General features: G+C 33.3%; 20 protein-coding genes. 7 read left to right on the forward strand and 13 right to left on the reverse strand.

The annotated features are described in order from the left end of the window. Positions 1-32 precede the first annotated feature (32 nt). The 6 genes from BSF41_RS10345 to BSF41_RS10370 all read right to left on the reverse strand — a co-directional run bounded on the left by BSF41_RS10345 (position 33) and on the right by BSF41_RS10370 (position 5,370). The gene (locus BSF41_RS10345) at positions 33-647 is read right to left on the reverse strand and encodes an FMN-binding negative transcriptional regulator (RefSeq protein ID WP_095929426.1); all 615 of its coding nucleotides are present in this window, start codon (positions 645-647) and stop codon (positions 33-35) included. 43 nt (positions 648-690) lie between these two features. Continuing rightward, positions 691-1,200, reverse strand: a complete 510-nt coding sequence (locus tag BSF41_RS10350) for a hypothetical protein (RefSeq protein ID WP_095929427.1) — start codon at positions 1,198-1,200, stop codon at positions 691-693. A gap of 30 nt (positions 1,201-1,230) precedes the next feature. Further along, positions 1,231-2,244 carry a UDP-N-acetylmuramate dehydrogenase gene (gene murB / locus BSF41_RS10355; protein WP_095929428.1) on the reverse strand — a complete coding sequence of 338 codons (1,014 nt, stop codon included), beginning with the start codon at positions 2,242-2,244 and terminating at the stop codon, positions 1,231-1,233. Between the two features lie 117 nt (positions 2,245-2,361). Further along, on the reverse strand, positions 2,362-3,411 hold the full coding sequence (locus BSF41_RS10360; RefSeq protein ID WP_095929429.1) for a glycosyltransferase: 1,050 nt from the start codon (positions 3,409-3,411) through the stop codon (positions 2,362-2,364). Between the two features lie 76 nt (positions 3,412-3,487). Next, positions 3,488-4,174 (reverse strand): DUF2461 domain-containing protein, encoded by a 687-nt coding sequence (locus BSF41_RS10365; RefSeq protein WP_095929430.1) that lies wholly within the window; start codon positions 4,172-4,174, stop codon positions 3,488-3,490. Positions 4,175-4,290: 116 nt separating this feature from the next. Beyond that, a complete protein-coding gene (locus BSF41_RS10370; RefSeq protein WP_095929431.1) occupies positions 4,291-5,370 on the reverse strand; it encodes a DNA replication/repair protein RecF in 1,080 nt (359 codons plus the stop codon). 241 nt (positions 5,371-5,611) lie between these two features. Here BSF41_RS10370 and BSF41_RS10375 point away from each other — a divergent pair, with 241 nt between their 5' ends. The 7 genes from BSF41_RS10375 (at position 5,612) to BSF41_RS10405 (ending at position 12,745) form a co-directional block, all read left to right on the forward strand. Then, on the forward strand, positions 5,612-6,394 hold the full coding sequence (locus BSF41_RS10375) for a tetratricopeptide repeat protein (RefSeq protein ID WP_095929432.1): 783 nt from the start codon (positions 5,612-5,614) through the stop codon (positions 6,392-6,394). Between the two features lie 81 nt (positions 6,395-6,475). Beyond that, positions 6,476-7,048 (forward strand): 6,7-dimethyl-8-ribityllumazine synthase, encoded by a 573-nt coding sequence (ribH, locus tag BSF41_RS10380; RefSeq protein ID WP_095929433.1) that lies wholly within the window; start codon positions 6,476-6,478, stop codon positions 7,046-7,048. A gap of 136 nt (positions 7,049-7,184) precedes the next feature. Beyond that, positions 7,185-7,865, forward strand: coding sequence for a DUF6624 domain-containing protein (locus BSF41_RS10385; RefSeq protein WP_095929434.1), 681 nt, complete (start codon positions 7,185-7,187; stop codon positions 7,863-7,865). A gap of 160 nt (positions 7,866-8,025) precedes the next feature. Then, entirely contained in the window at positions 8,026-9,966 is a 1,941-nt protein-coding gene (gene mutL / locus BSF41_RS10390; RefSeq protein WP_095929435.1) for a DNA mismatch repair endonuclease MutL, read from the forward strand. Next, a complete protein-coding gene (locus BSF41_RS10395) occupies positions 9,963-10,775 on the forward strand; it encodes a rhomboid family intramembrane serine protease (RefSeq protein ID WP_172426882.1) in 813 nt (270 codons plus the stop codon). Before mutL ends, BSF41_RS10395 begins: the two co-directional genes overlap by 4 nt. A 42-nt stretch (positions 10,776-10,817) precedes the next feature. Beyond that, positions 10,818-11,681, forward strand: coding sequence for a rhomboid family intramembrane serine protease (locus BSF41_RS10400; RefSeq protein WP_095929436.1), 864 nt, complete (start codon positions 10,818-10,820; stop codon positions 11,679-11,681). Positions 11,682-11,698: 17 nt separating this feature from the next. Next, positions 11,699-12,745, forward strand: coding sequence for an endonuclease/exonuclease/phosphatase family protein (locus BSF41_RS10405; protein ID WP_172426883.1), 1,047 nt, complete (start codon positions 11,699-11,701; stop codon positions 12,743-12,745). Positions 12,746-12,834: 89 nt separating this feature from the next. Here BSF41_RS10405 and BSF41_RS10410 read toward each other — a convergent pair whose 3' ends face one another. The 7 genes from BSF41_RS10410 to BSF41_RS10440 form a co-directional block, all read right to left on the reverse strand. Beyond that, a complete protein-coding gene (locus tag BSF41_RS10410; RefSeq protein ID WP_095929437.1) occupies positions 12,835-13,449 on the reverse strand; it encodes a WbqC family protein in 615 nt (204 codons plus the stop codon). Between the two features lie 91 nt (positions 13,450-13,540). Further along, the gene (gene lepB, locus BSF41_RS10415) at positions 13,541-15,094 is read right to left on the reverse strand and encodes a signal peptidase I (protein WP_095929438.1); all 1,554 of its coding nucleotides are present in this window, start codon (positions 15,092-15,094) and stop codon (positions 13,541-13,543) included. A gap of 56 nt (positions 15,095-15,150) precedes the next feature. Further along, complete coding sequence (dapB, locus tag BSF41_RS10420; RefSeq protein ID WP_095929439.1) at positions 15,151-15,852, reverse strand: 4-hydroxy-tetrahydrodipicolinate reductase; 702 nt, start codon at positions 15,850-15,852, stop codon at positions 15,151-15,153. A gap of 40 nt (positions 15,853-15,892) precedes the next feature. Beyond that, the gene (locus BSF41_RS10425) at positions 15,893-16,453 is read right to left on the reverse strand and encodes a DUF5683 domain-containing protein (RefSeq protein ID WP_095929440.1); all 561 of its coding nucleotides are present in this window, start codon (positions 16,451-16,453) and stop codon (positions 15,893-15,895) included. Next, a complete protein-coding gene (locus BSF41_RS10430; RefSeq protein ID WP_095929441.1) occupies positions 16,453-17,355 on the reverse strand; it encodes a ParB/RepB/Spo0J family partition protein in 903 nt (300 codons plus the stop codon). The genes BSF41_RS10425 and BSF41_RS10430 overlap by 1 nt, the downstream gene beginning before the upstream one ends. A gap of 5 nt (positions 17,356-17,360) precedes the next feature. After that, complete coding sequence (locus tag BSF41_RS10435; protein WP_008464569.1) at positions 17,361-18,128, reverse strand: ParA family protein; 768 nt, start codon at positions 18,126-18,128, stop codon at positions 17,361-17,363. 219 nt (positions 18,129-18,347) lie between these two features. After that, positions 18,348-18,752 (reverse strand): septal ring lytic transglycosylase RlpA family protein, encoded by a 405-nt coding sequence (locus tag BSF41_RS10440; RefSeq protein ID WP_095929442.1) that lies wholly within the window; start codon positions 18,750-18,752, stop codon positions 18,348-18,350. Positions 18,753-18,900: the final 148 nt, after the last annotated feature.

Raw genomic sequence — 18,900 nt, forward strand, 5'->3', positions numbered from 1 at the left:
TCAATTCGATAATTTCAATAGCTAAAGCAGATTTACTTTCGGCATTTTGACATTTCTTTTGCAACAGCAATAGACTGAGGGTTTTCGGTTTTTTCTAATTCCGAAATTATGTTTTTGTAATTATGATCGTCACGGTTTTGGGAGAGTTTTTTTGTGGCTTGAATTTCGTCAATTTCGATTTCAAAACCAAAAATCTCTCTGGCTTCGCGCATTGTTTTTTCAGATAAATCTTCAACTCGTACTGGATTTTTAGAATTTGCTTCGTATTTATCTACAAGTTTTTTCAGTTGTTCTACTGAAGTTTCGTAATCCACAATCTTGATTCTTCCGTAAACATGTACAGCTATGTAATTCCAAGTTGGCACATTTTCGTGATCGTACCAAGAAGAAGAAATGTAACTGTGTGGACCTGTAAAAATGGCCAAAATCTGATCATTTGCCACAAAACCTTCCGCTTGCGGATTCAGTTTTGAAATATGCCCTTGCAAAATTTCTTTTCCGTCAGCATTCATTTCCAATTCTATCGGAATATGCGTTGCGCATAATTTTCCGTTGGTCTGATTGATCAGGATTCCAAAACTATTTTCTTTCAAAAAAGCTCTAATTTCCTCAGGATTTTCGTTTTTATATAAATCAGGTGTGTACATTATTTGTGGTTTAAGAAAGAGATTTTACAAACAAACTCAAGGTTTAACTCTCAATTGTTGCTTTGTTTAAGTTGAACAATTTTGAATTTGCGCCAAAATAAATAAGGACAAAACCAATAATGGTAAAGATAATTCCTTCTATTAAACATTGTATGGCAAAACTATCTGAAAGTAATACTCTAAGTGGTCGGAAAAGAAGTGAAAATATTTCTTTTCTAAAAAACTTTAATCGTAAAAGAACATATAGGGCAAGTGCCAATAAAATAGTGTTTATAGAAGAAAGTCTGTTTTTCCAGTTCAGGAATCCAACATAAAAAATGCCAACCAGAAGAGCAAAAAAGATCCAGATATAGACACTTGGCCAGAAATTTAAAACATCTTCATTTGTAGGGAATAATCTATTCCAGATTTCAGGTTTCTGAAATTGAAATTGATGCTTCATGCAAATAACTTTATCTGCAACAGTAAATAATCGTAATTGATAAATGCCATCAATTAGGAAAATCATTCCTAAAAAATGAATTATAAGAATCCCTACGTTTAATTTTTTCATTAAAAAGATTTCATTAATGAAGTTTTATTTTCAAATCACATTTACTTCTGCTTCAATTTGAATGCCGAATTTTTCAAAAACGGTTTTCTGAACTTCTTTTGAAACGGCTAAAATTTCTTGTCCAGTTGCATTTCCATAATTCACTAAAACTAAAGCTTGGTTTTTATGTACTCCGGCATCTCCAAAACGTTTCCCTTTAAAACCAGCTTGTTCAATCAGCCAACCTGCAGGAACTTTTACTTCGGTTTCTGAAACTTCGTAAAATTTCATTTCTGGAAATTTTTGGTGGATTTTCTCAAAATCAGATTTCAATAAAATCGGATTTTTGAAGAAACTTCCGCTGTTTCCTAGTTCTTTCGGATCTGGCAATTTACTTTGTCTAATCGCGATTACAGCATTGCTCACATCTTTTAGTGTTGGTTCTGTAATGTTGTTTTTAGCCAATTCGGCCAAAATATCTCCATAAGAGGTGTTGATTTTATGATTGCGTTTGGTCAATTTAAAAATAACCGAAGTAATAATATATTGGTCTTTTACTTCATGTTTGAAAATACTTTCGCGGTAGCCAAAATTACATTCAGCATTGTTGAAAGTTCTCATTTCCTGAGTTTCAATATTCATGGCTTCGCAAGAAACGAAAGTGTCTTTAATTTCCGTTCCATAAGCTCCAATATTCTGAACTGGCGTTGTGCCGACATTTCCAGGAATAAGCGACATGTTTTCTAATCCGCCAAAATTATTATCAATTGTATAAAGTACGAAATCGTGCCAAGTTTCTCCAGCCTGACTTTCAACCCAAACAAAATCGTCGTCTTCTTTAATTGTTTTTTTGCCTTTTAAATCGATATGAATCACCAAAGCGTCAATATCTTTTGTTAAAAGCATATTGCTTCCGCCTCCTAAAATAAATTTTTTCTCGTTTTGGTTTGCTGCTAAAACTGTTTTCAATTCAGCAATAGAATGAACGGCAACAAATTGTTTGGCATTGGCTTCAATGCCGAAAGTATTATATTTTTTTAAAGAAAAATTGGATTGGATTTCCATAAATAAAAGGCTTTTTAATATAGTTCAAAAGTATGAATTATAATTTATTTGTGGCTGTATTTTACCGCAAAGGCACAAAGTTTACGCAAAGTTCGCTAAGCTTTGCGTTCTTGGCGTTTAAATATCATGCAGATTCAGCAATTCATGATACTTCTCCGAAATAACTTTCATATTAATATCATAATTCGCATTTTCCTCGACAAATTTTCTATTTCGAGTAATCGCTTCATTTCGCAATTTAGGATTTTCAAAAGACCAGATTAATTCATTGGCTAACATTTTAATGTCATCAATTGTAATTAATTGACCATTTTCTCGGTGTGTAATCCAGCTTTGGTTTCCAGGAATATCAGAAACAACAGGAAAACAATTGGAAGCCATTGCCTCAAACAAAGAGGCCGAAACGCCTTCGGTAATTGGCATGCTGATATAAATATTCGATTGCTGTAATAATTTTGGAAGCTCTGTATTCGGGATTCTTCCTGTAAAAATCACTTTATTTTCGATTTGCAGCTCTCTCGCCAAATCTTTTAAATATTGCAGTCTTGTTCCATCGCCAACAATCGTCAAAGAAAAATCAATTCCTTTTTGGCTTAAGATTCCGAAAGCTTTTAAAATAGAATCGTGTCGGTATTCTGGCTGAAGCGAGCGCGTAACAATCGCTTCAATTTTGTTTGAATTATTTGTTGATGGAGTAAAAAGTGATAAGTCAATTCCTTTTGGAAGAACTAGAACTTTGTTCATGTCAACTCCAGATGCTTTCATGTGAATTGCCATAACGGGTCCCCAAGCATGAATTAAATGTGCTTTTTTGAAAGCGTATTTTTGGATAAATTTCTTAAAAGGATATAATTTAGATTCTTCTGGCCATAAATCGGTTCGTCCTTGCTGTGCGATTGCAATGGTTTTAGAGCCAGAAATTGCTGCAAGAAAACCATAACTAGTGGTTCTTTCAGCAATTACCATGTCTGGTTTTTCTTTTCTGATTGTTTTTCGAATGGAAAAAGGAGAGAAGAAATACTCTAAAATACGTTTGAATCTATGGTTGTTAGAAGTTTGAAGTTCCCAAGTAATAATTTCAAAATCACCAAATTCTTTCAGGCCTTTCATCCAAGTGATAGCATCAGCGCGATAAGATTCTCCAAGAAAAAGTATTTTCCTTTTCATTATAAAAGTTTTTTCACCACGAATTCACGAATTAATTTTGAATAATTCGTGAATTCGTAGCGATTTTTTTTTATCTCTAAAATTCTTCAGTATCCAAAGCGCGGTTGATGAATTCGTTTAGTGGTTTTAAAGCAATAAGTTTTTGGCTCATTTTCTTTACGAAATCTTTTTCCGTCACCTCAGAAACATTATAAACCTGAGTTGCAGTGAAACTTTTCAATTTTAAAAACTCAATTGCAGGATGGTCTTTTTCATAACCGCGAGGCATGCTTTTAAGTGAATTGTTTTCGTTGATGTCTAAACTTCCAAATTCTTTCTTGAAGTTTTTATCGTTTAAAATTTCCTGTAAATCTTCGTAGAAAAAAGCGATTTCTTTACGGACTTTCTTTAAGTCTTCCGCTTCAGGCGAATAAAATCCGCCAGCAATAAAACTCGCACCTTTTTCTATATGAACATAATATCCGGCACGATTTGCACCTTTTGCACCTTTTGCACCAGCTGACATCCAAACGCCCAAATGTGCTTTATAAGGAGATTTGTCTTTAGAAAAACGAATGTCACGGTTTATTCTGAAAGTGCAGTTTTTAACTTCCAATAATTCCAATGAAGGATCAAGCGGTTTCATGGCATCCAAAAAATCGCTTACCAATTGATGGTAATCTTTCTTGAAAACTTCGTATCGCTTTTTATTTTCCTGAAACCATTCGCGGTTATTGTTCTTTTTTAAATCGTCTAAAAATTGCAATGATTCTTTCGTTAACATAATCCTTATATATTTTATTGCAGTTGTTTTTAAGTTTTTTTGTTCAGGCTAATTTACTGATTTCTATTTTGTGATTAATTATGAAAACTGATACAAATTGTACCAAATTTCCCGAATTACAAATTGAATATCTTATAAGTCTGATGTGTCGATTTTACAATCGCTTCGGTTCTTTCTGGATGTGTATCCGAAATAAAAAGCTGTCCAAAGGTTTCACTGTTTACCATTTCTACAATTTTGGCAACACGCGTTTCGTCCAGTTTATCAAAAATATCATCGAACAAAAGAATGGGCTTTACACCGCTTTGTTTTTTCAAAAACTCGAATTGCGCCAATTTTAAAGCAATTAGAAAAGATTTCTGCTGACCTTGAGATCCGAATTTTTTTATCGGATGCAAATCAATTTCAAAAGACAAATCATCTTTATGGATTCCAACAGAGGTATAATGCAGCGCTCGATCTTTATTGATGTTTTCCTGCAAAAGCGTTAAAAGGTCTTTTTCGAACAAATGACTTTCGTAAACCAATTGCACACTTTCTTCAGATCCCGTTATTGCCTGATGGTGTCTATTAAATATAGGTATAAACTGTTCTAGAAAATCTTTTCGTTTTTCAAAAATCGATTTTCCGTAACCTTGTAACTGTTCGTTATATATAGATAAGGTATCATTGTCAAAAACATGATTCAAAGCAAAATATTTTAAAAGTGCATTTCGCTGTGTGATTACCTTTTGATATTGTATTAATTCGTGTAGATAAGTAGCATCTAATTGCGAAATCACACTGTCCATAAATTTACGGCGAGTTTCGCTTCCTTCAACGATTAAATCTCTATCTGCAGGCGAAATAATAACTAACGGAATAAAACCAATATGATCGGAGAATTTGTCGTAAGGTTTTCCATTTCGCTTTAGAACTTTTTTCTGTCCTTTTTTTAAACTGCAAACAATCTGCTCGGTTCTCTCATTTTTTTCGAGTTCGGCATCAATTACAAAAAACTCTTCGCCATGTTTGATGTTTTGAACAGCAAGCGGATTAAAATAACTTTTCCCGTATGCCAAATGATAAATAGCATCGAGCACATTAGTTTTTCCAATGCCATTTTTTCCAACAAAACAGTTTATTTTGATGTCAAAATCAAAACTTGCTTCAGAAAAGTTCTTGTAATTAAATAATGAGATTTTGTTTAAATGCATTTGTAAGGACTCCAAGTGTAATATTTACTGCTTTTGAGCAGTAAAAATTTGAGGCTGCAAATTACCGAAAATTATCGATATAATTGGCTTTAGCCCTTTCTTAGGCTTATTTATTTTACCGCTTTTGCGAAAGGATAAGTGAATCATGAAAATATTTCTTTTAAAATAGTGATAAAATTGAAATTTTTTACCTCAGTTTCAATAAAAATTTTATTTTTGCCGTTCACTAAATAAATTTTAAATGGCAACTTACAATAAAAGAGGATATAAGACACCAAAAGAAAAGGAAGTAAAAGAAGTGGTTAATGAAGAGCAACAAGTAGTTATTGACGAAAAAGACAGCACAACAGCTGGAGTTTTCTCAAAATTAGACGAAACAGCTTCAAGAACTGAGGATTGGGTGGCTAAAAATCAAAAAATCATTATTGGTTTAGTTGCTGGTATCGCGGTTGCTACAATTGGATATTTGGCTTACCAAAAATTTATAGCAACTCCTAAACAAGAAGAGGCTGCAAGTGAAATGTTTGTTGCTCAACAAAACTTTGAAAAAGCTGTAAACGGCGTTTCTAGCGATTCATTATTCAAATTATCATTAAACGGTTCTGAAGGTAAATTCGGATTTATTAAAATCGCGGACGAATATTCTGGAACTGACGCTGGAAATTTGGCAAATTACTATGCTGGTATCGCTTACTTAAATACTGGTAAATTTGATGAGGCAATTAAATATTTAGGTGAATTTAAATCAGAAGATGTAGTTTTAAGTGCTTTAGCTAAAGGTGCTACAGGAGATGCTTACTCTCAAAAAAATCAGCAAAAAGAAGCTTTAGATTTTTATGTGAAAGCTGCTGAATCTAACAAAAACGATTTTACAACACCTCGTTTCTTGTTAAAAGCTGGAAAAACTGCTTTAGCTTTAGGGCAAAAAGAAGATGCTTTGAAATACTTTAATGATATTAAAGATAATTACGATAATACTCCAGAAGCAGCTTCTGTTGATGCTTTGATTGGATTAGCGCAATAAAAATTTTAGACTTTAGATTTAAGATTGTAGATTTGTAGTTACGAATCTAAATTCTAAAATCAAAAATCTAAAATATTACAGATGGCTACTGAAAATAAAAATCTATCAGAATACGATAAAAACACAATCCCAAACGCGAAAGACTTTCGGTTTGGGATTGTTGTTTCTGAATGGAATGATACTATAACAGAAGGACTTTATAATGGTGCTTTTGATGCTTTGGTTGATTGCGATGTTCCTGCCCAACAAATTATCCGTTGGAATGTTCCAGGAAGTTTTGAGCTAATCTACGGCGCTAAAAAAATGCTTCAGACACAAAATGTGGATGCCGTTATCGTAATTGGATGTGTAATCCAAGGAGAAACGAAACATTTTGATTTTGTTTGTGAAGGTGTTACACAAGGAATTAAAGATTTGAATGTTCAAACTGATGTTCCGGTTATTTTCTGTGTTTTAACAGATAATAATATGCAGCAATCTATTGACAGAAGTGGAGGAGTTCACGGAAACAAAGGAACTGAAGCGGCAATTGCGGCGATTAAAATGGCTTATATTCGTCAACAGGCTTCAATAGCTCACGTTTATAATCAGCCATTATTAGCTTCGGGAGCCATTCAAATTGAAGATTCTCCGAAAAAAATAGAAAACGAATAAGCGCGTTTGTTTTAAAAAATATTAAAACCTATACTGTTAAAAGTATAGGTTTTTTTTATGCTTTTTTTGTGATTGTGTTAAGTCGCATCGAATTCGGAATTATATTACATTTGAGTTGATCTTTAATTTCGTTTCTATGAAAAAATATCTACTTTGTGCTTTTATTTTATGCTTTAGTCTAAGTTATGCTCAGAATAAAATCAATGAAAATTTGAAAAGAGAACTAGATTCGATTATGAAATCAGATCAAATTCTTAGAGAATATGTCAATTTTGATACTTCTGATGATCGAAAAAAAGAAATCTTAAAAGACCTTGGTCGTGAAAATGATCCGAATTTTAGAAAAGGCATTTGGCTAGAGATGAAAAAACGAGATTCTCTTAATTTGATTAAGGTTGAAGAAATTATAAAACTATATGGTTATCCAGGAAAAAGCTTAGTGGGTGAGCCAACAAATATTGCTGCGTGGTATGTTATTCAACACAGTTCTAAAATTGGAGAATATTTATCAATGTTTGAGGAAGAAGCAAAAAAGAAAGAAATACCTTTTACTTATTTTGCTAAAATGCAAGATCGTTTTTTAACACAACAAGGAAAAGAACAGATTTATGGAACACAAGGTCAGATGAAACAAATAACGAACAAAGAAACAGGAAAAAAAGAGTTTTTTAATTACATCTCGCCAATTGAAAATCCTGCTAAAGTTAATGATCGAAGAAAGAAAGCAGGTTTTACAACTACAGTTGAGGAAAATGCAAAAGAAATGGGTATGGAATACAAGGTTTATACCTTGGATGAAATCAAGAAAATGAACTAGTTTTTTTGTGTATAACGTGCAATCATACTGTTTTATAGACTGTTGTAGTTTTTGTTTTTTTTATGATTATTCTTATTCTAAAAGCCAACCAAAATTCACTAAATTTGTACTTCTTGGTTTATAAAAAACCTAATCTAAACTTTAAAATTATTTTTGCTTAATGTCGAGTATTATTCAATTGCTTCCTGATCACGTTGCTAACCAAATTGCTGCTGGAGAAGTGGTTCAAAGACCAGCTTCAGTCGTAAAAGAATTGTTAGAAAATGCTGTTGACGCCAAAGCAACTGATATCAAATTAATTATAAAAGATGCTGGTAAATCGCTAGTTCAGGTAATTGATAATGGTGTTGGAATGACCGTTACAGATGCCCGTTTGTGTTTTGCCCGTCATGCTACTTCCAAAATCCGCCAGGCAGAAGACTTATTTTCGCTTGGAACAAAAGGTTTCCGTGGAGAGGCTTTGGCTTCTATCGCGGCGATTGCGCACATGGAAATGAAAACCAAACAGGATCAGGACGAACTTGGAACGCATATTGTAATTGAGGGAAGTAAATTTGTTTCGCAAGAAGTCGCTGTTTTGCCAAAAGGAACTTCATTTGCGGTTAAAAACTTATTTTTTAATATTCCAGCTCGCCGTAATTTCTTAAAGTCCGATACGGTTGAATTTCGTCACGTGATGGATGAGTTCCAGCGTGTAGCATTGGCACATCCAAATATTCATTTTAGTTTTTACCATAACGGAAGCGAAATGTACAATCTTCCTGCAGCAGGATATCGCCAGCGAATTGTTGGTATTATGGCAGGAAAAACGAATGAAAAATTGGTTCCTGTAAACGAGGATACCGAAATTATAAACGTTCAAGGTTTTGTATGTAAGCCTGAATTTGCTAAGAAAAATAGGGGTGAGCAGTTCTTTTTTGTAAACGATCGATTTATAAAAAGCAGTTTCTTGCATCATGCTGTAATGTCTGCATACGACGGATTACTGAAAGACGGTTCTCAGCCAAGTTATTTCTTATATCTGCAGGTTCCGCCAAATACAATTGATATCAATATACATCCAACTAAAACGGAAATTAAGTTTGATGACGAGCAAGCATTGTATGCTATTTTAAGAGCGTCTATCAAGCACAGCTTAGGACAGTTTAATGTTGCTCCTGTTTTAGATTTTGACAGAGATGCTAATTTAGATACGCCATATCATTATAAAGATATGGAAGTGGGAATTCCAACGATTCAGGTAGATGGAACTTTTAATCCGTTTACTGATGATAAAACCAATCAGCATTATAGTAAAGCTACTTCGGGATCATCAGGATATAGTTCGGGGTCTTCTTTTTCATCTTCGTCGGGATCATCTTCTTCTGGGGTGTCGTATTCGGGTTATTCCAAAAGGGTAGAACCAACCACAAGCTGGGAAAGTTTATATGTTGGTTTAGATGTCGAAAATCCAGAAAGCATAGAAAGTTCGCCATTCACATTTGAAAATGAAGAAGTGACTTCTTCTTTGTTTAATGATGAAGATGTAGAACAAGCTACTCAGAAAACGTATCAAATTCATAAAAAATATATCGTTTCGCCTATAAAATCGGGAATGATTATTGTGGATCAGCAGCGTGCGCATCAGCGAATTTTGTACGAACAATTTTTGCTGAATATGACCGTTAATCAAGCTTCGAGCCAACAGTTGCTTTTTCCTTTAGATTTGTTTTATTCGGCATCTGAAATGGAATTAATTGAAGAATTAAAACCTTCTTTAGAAACTACTGGATTTGTTTTTGACGAAAGCAAAACCGATCATGTTGTAATTTCTGGAATCCCTGTAAATATTACAGAAAGTGAAGTCTCACAGGTAATCGAACAATTGTTAAGCGATTTGCAAGACGGAATTCCAGCAAATAGTTACAGTCAGAACGATACAATTGCCAAGTCAATGGCCAAAAGTTTAGCGGTTAAACCAGGATCTTATTTAACCGAAAAAGAACAAGATAATTTGGTAAACGGATTGTTTGCTTGTAAAGATCCGAATATTTCACCTTTTCAAAAACCTACCTTCATTACCATGCGTGTTGAAGATATAGATAAAAAGTTTGCTTTATGATGAATATGACTCCAGTAGTTAAACAACTGCTTATTATTAATATTATATTTTTTATTGGCTCTCAAATAGTACCAGTTTCTTATGACTATTTAATGATGTATTATCCTGAGAGCGATAATTTTAGGGTATGGCAGATTATTACGCATATGTTTATGCATGCGCCATTGCCAAATTTTGCACATATTTTATTTAATATGTTTGCATTGTATAGTTTTGGTTCTGCATTAGAACATTTTTGGGGCGGAAAGAAATTCTTGTTTTTTTATATCTCTTGCGGATTAGGTGCGGCATTGTTGCACACTGGAGTAAACTATTTGCAATTACAGTCCCTTCTAAGTTCTGTTTCTGATTTGAATTTGTCTAAATCAGAATTACATTTGATTTTGAATGCAAACTATTCATCATTATTTGATGCGAGCGGAAAAATGGTGCAAGGTGATATTGCTGCTATTTTAAACAAAGTGCATTGTACTCAAGAACAATTCAATGCACTGGCGCAGTCGAGTGCTATAGTTCAGTCACCTGTTTTAGGTGCTTCTGGGGCAATTTATGGTTTGCTTACAGCTTTTGCATTTATGTTTCCAAATGCACAGCTTGGCCTAATGTTTATTCCTATTCCAATTAAAGCAAAATATTTTGTTCCTGGAATTTTAGCAATCGACTTATTTTTAGGCTTTAAAGGAAGCTCTTTATTTGGAAGCGGCGGTACAGGTATAGCGCATTTTGCCCACGTTGGAGGTGCAATTACTGGTTTTTTAATGATGTGGTACTGGAAAAAAAATCAGTTTAATAACAACCGTTGGAATTAATTTTTAACTTTAAAGTACAAATTCTAAAACAAAAGAGTTTCTATGAATATTTTAGACGATTTAAAATTACAATATAGATTAGGAGGTATTGCCATGCGTGTCATGTACTGGAATATAGCATGTTTTATTGTATCGCTTATTTTCTTCTATAACTATTCAAATGGTTTTTTTAATTTTCCAAGTTGGATTGCTTTGTCTTCAGATCCTCAGGTTTTTATGTTTAAACCATGGACTTTTTTAACGTACGCTTTCTTTCATGATGGATTTTTGCATTTGTTGTTTAATATGATGGTGCTTAATTTTGCCAGCTCTTTGTTTCTCACGTATTTTACTCAAAAACAATATTTAGGATTGTATCTTTTAAGCGCTCTTTTTGCAGGAGTGGCTTTTGCGTTGAGTTTTTATCTGTCTAATATTGGTGGTTCCATTGTTGGAGCATCTGCTGCCATCATGGCAATTTTGGTTGCTACAACAACTTATTCTCCGTTAATGAATGTTCGCTTGTTTCTATTTGGAAATGTAAAGCTTTGGCATATTACGGCTGTTATTATAATTTTAGATTTGATGCAGTTTCGTCTTGGAAACATGGGCGGACATATTTCACATCTAGCCGGTGCCTTCTTCGGATTTGTTTATATTAAATTGCTACAAAACGGTACCGATTTAAGTACTATCGTTTCTAAAACTTTAGATTTCTTTGCGAATCTTTTTAAAAAATCTCCTACGACCCCATTTACAAAAGTTCATAAAAATTACAAAAAACCTACAGAAAAAACCACATCAAGAATTGTTACTAAAGATAAAACGCAGCAACAGATTGATGAAATTTTAGACAAAATAAGCCAGTCGGGATACGACTGTTTGACAAAAGAAGAAAAAGAGTTTTTATTTAAAGCTGGAAAATAAACTTGTAGGAGATAAATATGAAAAACCTTTCTTGGTTTAATAAAATAATGTTCTTTTTGAACATAGTGCTGACTGTGCTTACATTTAGCGTCTATGTTTTGCCTTTTTTAGCACCTAAAAGCTTTCCGCTTTTATCGGTGCTTACTTTGTTTATGCCGGCCTTTTTTGTGGCCAATATATTGTTTTTTATCTATTGGGGAATTCAGTTTAAAAAACGTCTTATTTTGTCTGGTTTGGTTTTGCTAACAGGAATTACATTTATTAGTAAATTTTATAAGTTTTCTGGTAAAGAGTATGTGAAGGACGAAAAGGATTTTTCTGTGATGAGTTATAATGTACGTCTGTTTAATGTCTTTAAGTGGCTGGATCGTGATGATATTCCGTCCAATATTAAATCTTTTATCGACGAAAAAGATCCTGACATTTTGTGTATTCAAGAATATTCAAATTCTGCACATTTAGATTTGAAAGTATATCCGCACCGTTATATTTTTATTGATGGTAAAAAAATTAAAACGGGACAGGCTATTTTTTCTAAATTTCCTATTATAGACGAAGGAAAGATTGTTTTTCCTAAATCAGATAATAATGTTGTTTATGCTGATATTAAGCGAGGAAAAGATATTATTCGTGTCTATAACATGCACTTGCAATCCATTAAGATATCTCCAGATGTAAGTGAGATTTCTGATGATATTGATAATGTAAATCAGAAAAAATCACAGCGTATTTATGCTAGAATCAGTAAAGGGTTCACACAGCAGCAAGAACAGGCTGAAATTTTTAAAGAGCATATTAAGAAATGCAATTATCCGATTATTATTTGTGGCGACATGAATAACAGTCCGTTTTCTTATGTTTATAGAAGTATTAAAGGCAAGCTAAAGGATGCCTTTGAGGAAGCGGGAGAAGGTTTTGGAGCTACTTATAAGTTTAAATATTATCCTGCAAGAATTGACTATATTTTTACAGACAGTAAAATGAAAGTAAAGCAATTTGAAAGTTTCTCTGATTTCGAAAACTCAGATCATTATCCCATAATGACAAGACTTTTGGTGGAATGATTTATTAGCAGAAAGTGAAAAGTGAAAAGTGAAAAGTTAAGGCGATATGAGAATTCATAATTCATAACTTATAACCCGTAATTCATATCTTATATAATTTTCTGTGTTTTTAGATAATCCATTGCAAACTTACCTTCATTAAAAAGTAAATCCAAAACACTTAAATTGTTGATGAAGCCATGTTTGTCGTCAAAAACCTGAGTGTATTTTTCGAAAGAATTTGCATCTTTTTTACCATTTGCCAAATATCTGAAATCGGTAAAATCATTTACTTCATGAAAATATTCTGTTGTTTTTCCAAATTCTAATTTCATTCTAAGACATTTCGTAACAATGTCTAAAACTTCGAAGTTTAAATCCATCAAAAATTGGTGTTTTTTCTCAAAAATAGCAGCAATATCGTCTTCAAAGTACTCGAAGAACGGAGAGCTTCTATATGCCGCTTCAAGCGATTTAAAATGCTGTTTCTGCCAATCAAATTCGTTTTCGATCAAAACGTCTTTTGTTTTCTGATGTGTCGCTTTAGAATGCTTAACAGGGATATTTAATAATTGAATTCCATTAGGACTATAGATGTAAGTTCTATTTCTATTAGTTTGTTTCTGAAAATTATCTTCCATTTCAAAAGTGATGCTGTCAGATTGCGCAATTACGGCAAAATGACTGATAGATGGAAAATAAGTTGGAAGTATTAAGGAATTCATTTCGTTTTGTTTCAAGTTTAAAAGTATCAGGTTTCAAGTTGACGTAAAAACGTGAAACTTGAAACCTGATACAAAAATAACTTTTTTTTAATTATGCTTTATTCTCTCTTCTTTTTTTCCAAATAAAATCTCCTACAAAATAGATAGCTAGAAGAATTAAGAAGTATTTGAAGTAAGATTGAGGCTGACCTTCACCATCTACAGTTGTAAATACTCGGCTCCAGCGAACTTTATTGATGCCTTTTCCGTTAGTATCCCAGCTCATCCAAATGAAAACTGGTTTTCCTACGATATGATCTTCTGGAACATAACCCCAGTAACGGCTATCTTCTGAGTTATGACGGTTGTCTCCCATCATCCAGTAATAGTTTTGTTTGAAGGTATATGTTGTTGCAGGTTTTCCATTAATTATGAATTTTGAACCTTGCAGTTCTAATGTATTTCCTTCATAATTGGTGATAATCTCTTTGTAGAAAGGAAGAGACTCATTTGTTAGGGCAACTGTTTTTCCCGCTTCAGGAATGTAAATAGGTCCCATGTTGTCTTGGTTCCATTTGTTGATGTGAGGGAAAATGTCGTTGTTGTCTCCTGTGTCAACTTTTCTAATTACAGCAGTAACTCCTGGAGTGTGTTTAAATCTTTCTGCTCCAGCTTCTGTTAATGCACCTAGATAAAGAGTGTCTCTTTTTTCAGTTCTAAAACCTGCTGGATCTGTAATATCTAATTCTTTGAAAATAGTTTCAAAGTCAATAGGTGTTTTTCCGTCTAATGCTACAGCGTATGAGTACTGCGGTTTTGCTCTTTCAGGTAAAACTAGTTTTTTTCCATTAATAAAAACATAACCGTCTTTTATTGATAAGCTATCTCCAGGAATTCCAACACATCTTTTTACATAGTTTGATTTTTTATCAATTGGCTTGATAACACCCGGTCTTCCTTTTGGTTCAAAGAAATAGTGAACTGTATCGACGGGCCAGTTGAAGACGACAATGTCGCATCGGTTTATTTTCTGAATAGCTGGCAACCTAAAATAAGGTAATTGTGGCCAGCTTAAATATGATTTGCTTTTTGTTAAAGGAATAGAGTCGTGAACCATTGGTAATGCAACAGTTGTCATTGGAACTCTAGGGCCGTAGTTTAATTTGCTTACAAATAAGAAATCACCAATCAATAAAGATTTTTCTAAAGATGATGTTGGAATTGTGTAAGGCTGTACAACATAAGTATGGACTAAAGTTGCGACTATAATGGCGAATAATAAAGAGCTAACAGTATCTGCTGCTTTATTTTCAGGAGTTAATTTACGCTCTTTATGGTACTCTAATTTTTGAGTGTAATTAACAACATAAATGTAAAAACCGAATGTGAAAAGTCCTAAAATAGTGTCTAAGGTTGATTTTTTACCAAAGGTTCTTAGTGTTTCCACCCAAATAACTGGAAACATAATCAAGTTGATAATCGGGATGAAAAGTAGTAATGTCCACCATGTTGGGCGTCCGATAATCTTCATTAAAACGATAGAATTGTATACCGGAATTGCTGCTTCCCAGCTTTTTCTTCCTGCTGCCTGATACAATTTCCATGTTCCAAGAAAATGAATAATTTGAACGGCTAAGAAAAATACGAACCAAGAGTAAAGTGTCATAATATTGTATTTTAAGTTTCAAATTCAAGTTTTTAATAATCCTGAATTTTGGTCAATTATTGTAAGTTTAGTACATTTTTCATAGAGAAAATTCCCTGTTTTCCTGCTAGCCATTCTGCTGCAACGACAGCACCAAGGGCAAAACCTTCGCGGTTATGAGCAGTATGTTTAATTTCGATGCTGTCAATAGCAGAATCGTAATTTACAGTGTGTGTTCCGGGTACTTCTCCAATTCTTTTTGCTTCAATATGAATTTCATTCTTTTTTGCTTCATCCATAGTCCAATTTGCGTAGTCGCTGTTTTGGATAACGCCTTGAGCTAAAGAAATAGCTGTTCCGCTAGGAGCATCAAGTTTGTGGATATGGTGAATTTCTTCCATCGAAACTTTATAAGAATCGAATTGCTTCATGATTTTAGCTAAATATTCATTTAGTCCGAAGAAAATATTTACTCCCAAACTGAAGTTCGAACTTGAAATAAATCCTCCTTTTTTTTCATTACAAAGTGCAATCATTTCGTCATAATGTTCTAACCAACCAGTAGTTCCTGATACCACAGGAACATTAGCGTTAAAAGATGCAGAAATGTTGCTCACTGCTGCTGATGGAACGCTGAAATCGATGGCAACATCGGCTGTTGAAAGCCCGTCATAGGTGTTAAATTCATCTTTTCTTAAAACTATTTCATGACCTCTTTCTAAAGCAATTCTTTCGATTACTTTACCCATTTTTCCGTATCCTAAAAGCGCAATTTTCATTATGATTTGTTTTTTGATTTTTTAAATAGAATTCAATCTATTAAAACTTATAATTAAAAGTTAGACCCACGTTTGGTTTGAATGTTACATCGGCAGGATAAATTTCTGGACGCATTGAAAGTCTTTCGTTTACATTAAATTGTATCAACGCAGCGTCAACATTGGCATCGATTATGTTTAAAACATAGAATCCGACAACGAATAAAGCAGATAAATCTCTATTTCTTTGGTAGAATTTTTGTCCAGCAATAAGTCGGCTATCATCCAGATATTTGTAATTGTCATCGTTATAACCTTCTAATCTTCGTTTGTAGGCGTCACGATAATCATGGTATTTTTTATTGTTGTCTATGTAGAAATACAAACTTGTTCCGATTGCTCCGTAAACCAATGGAATTTTCCAATATTTTTTGTTGTATGCTTGACCTAAACCTGGTAAAACTGCAGAGTAAAAAGCTGCTTTTGCTGGTGTAAGCGGATCTATTTCTTCTAATGATGTGGTGTCTTTTACGACCAAAACCGTGTCTTCTTTTACCTGGGCAAAAAGAGAAACGGTTCCTGTTAGAAAGAACAATAGACCAATGGGGACAATTTTATTCACTATCCGTTTATTAATTTCATAATTCTGTTAAAGTCAGCTTCAGAATTAAATGGAATTGTAATTTTTCCTTTTCCGTTACCAGCGACTTTTATATCAACTTTTGAACCAAAATAATCGTTGAAAGAATTTTTTTGAGTTTCTCTAACTACGAATGCAGCATCTGCTTTTGGCTTTCCATCTGCTTTTGGCTGTAAACCTTCGTGGTAATTTTTAACTAAAGCTTCTGTTTCGCGAACAGATAGATTTTGGCTAACGATTTTTTGGTAAATATCGGTTTGAACGTCTAAATCTTCAATGTTGATAATTGCTCTACCGTGTCCCATGCTAATAAAACCATCACGAATACCAGTCTGGATAATCGGATCTAATTTTAAAAGACGCAAATAGTTGGCAATTGTCGAACGTTTTTTACCCACTCTTTCACTCATTTGCTCTTGAGTTAATTGAATTTCGTCGATTAAACGTTGATATGATAAAGCAATCTCAATTGGATCTAAATCATGACGTTGGATGTTTTCAACCAAAGCCATAACCAATGATTCGTTGTCATTTGCAATACGAATATAAGCAGGAACGTGAGTTAAGCCTACTAATTTAGACGCGCGAAGACGACGCTCTCCAGAGATTAACTGGTATTTGTTAAAATCTAATTTACGAACAGTAATAGGTTGAATTACACCAAGTTCTTTAATAGAAGTGGCTAACTCGCGTAATGATTCTTCATTAAAATTGCTTCTAGGCTGAAACGGATTTATCTCAATCGCACTTATTTCAAGCTCAATGATGTTTCCAACAACTTTGTCAGCATTTTTGTCTTCTACTGATTTGATGTCGTTTTCCGGATCTTTTAATAAGGCAGATAATCCTCTTCCTAAGGCTTGTTTTTTAATTACTTTTGTCATAAAAACTATTTACTGTTTTTCTTTATAATTTCCTGTGCTAAATGAATATAGTTTACGGCACCTTTGCTTGTCGCATCATAATTAATGATACTTTCTCCAAAACTTGGAGCCTCACTTAGTTTTACATTTCGCTGAATTACAGTATCAAAAACCATATCGTTAAAGTGTTTTTGAACTTCTTCTACAACCTGATTTGATAAACGTAATCTTGAATCGTACATTGTTAGTAATAAACCTTCAATGTCAAGATCTGGGTTGTGGATTTTTTGAATACTCTTAATAGTGTTCAATAATTTTCCTAATCCTTCAAGTGCAAAATATTCACATTGGATAGGAATAACTACAGAATCTGCTGCTGTTAAAGCATTCAAGGTTAACAAACCTAAAGAAGGTGCGCAGTCGATAATGATATAATCATATTCTTCTTTTGCTTCTTCCAATGCTTTTTTAAGCATGTATTCGCGGTTTTCTTTGTCAACCAATTCAATTTCGATAGCAACAAGGTCAATGTGAGCAGGGATCACGTCAACGTTTGGAGCTGTACATTTTAAAACGGCTTCTTTTGGTGTTACAGTATGTTCAAGTATTTGGTAAGTTCCGGTTTCAACTGTTTCTACGTCAATTCCAAGACCAGATGTAGCATTGGCCTGTGGATCAGCGTCGATTAATAATACTTTTTTTTCTAAAACACCTAATGAGGCAGCAAGATTTACTGATGTAGTAGTCTTTCCAACGCCTCCTTTTTGATTAGCAATAGCAATGATTTTGCCCATTTATTTTCTGAATTTTGAACCGTAAAAATACAATTATTTATGGTTTCTGAAAATCTATTTTGTTAACATTTGTGAAAGTGTGCCTAATCGGGCTTTCATGGGTGTTTGATAGAAAATTATTCTAGTTATGAATGAAGTTATTAATAAGTTTTTGATACAATTTAGTGGTATTCTTGCCTCAAAAAGACAAGAATCTAATTTTGTAGCGAGAAAAACTTTTTATTTTAAAATCTCGATAGTGACATAAACTAAGCCACTTTTTTTATTGGATGCAATGTCCATAAAAGCTCTTTTGCTGAGATCGATTTCTCTTCCTTTAACAAAAGGTCCGCGATCTGTAATTTCTACGATCGTGAATTTATTGTTTGCCTCGTTTGTTATTTTTAGTATTGTGCCAAAAGGGAATTTTTTATGTGCAGCAGTTAGCTCATTGTTGTTGAATCTTTTTCCACTTGCTGTTTTTCTTCCATTAAATTTATCATGATAATAAGAAGCGTGGGCATTTTTCTTATATAAGACACTTTCTTTTGCTAATGAACACGAATCTATTGAAATGATGTTTTTTTCTTGCGCGATTATAGCAGTAGAGAAAACTAAAGCAATAAATAATAGAATCTTTTTCATTTTGTTTTTCCTTTCCTATTTGGGGGCAAAAAAAAGCTATTAAAGAAAAACAGATGTCTTGGATAAGGCATATTTATGTTAGAAAAAGACAAAATTTAGAGATTTTGTAGTGTTTTTGATAAGAAAATTGAGATCAAAAGTGGACTCG

This window comes from Flavobacterium sp. ACN2 (genome assembly GCF_002303885.1).
In the GTDB taxonomy this organism is placed as follows: domain Bacteria; phylum Bacteroidota; class Bacteroidia; order Flavobacteriales; family Flavobacteriaceae; genus Flavobacterium.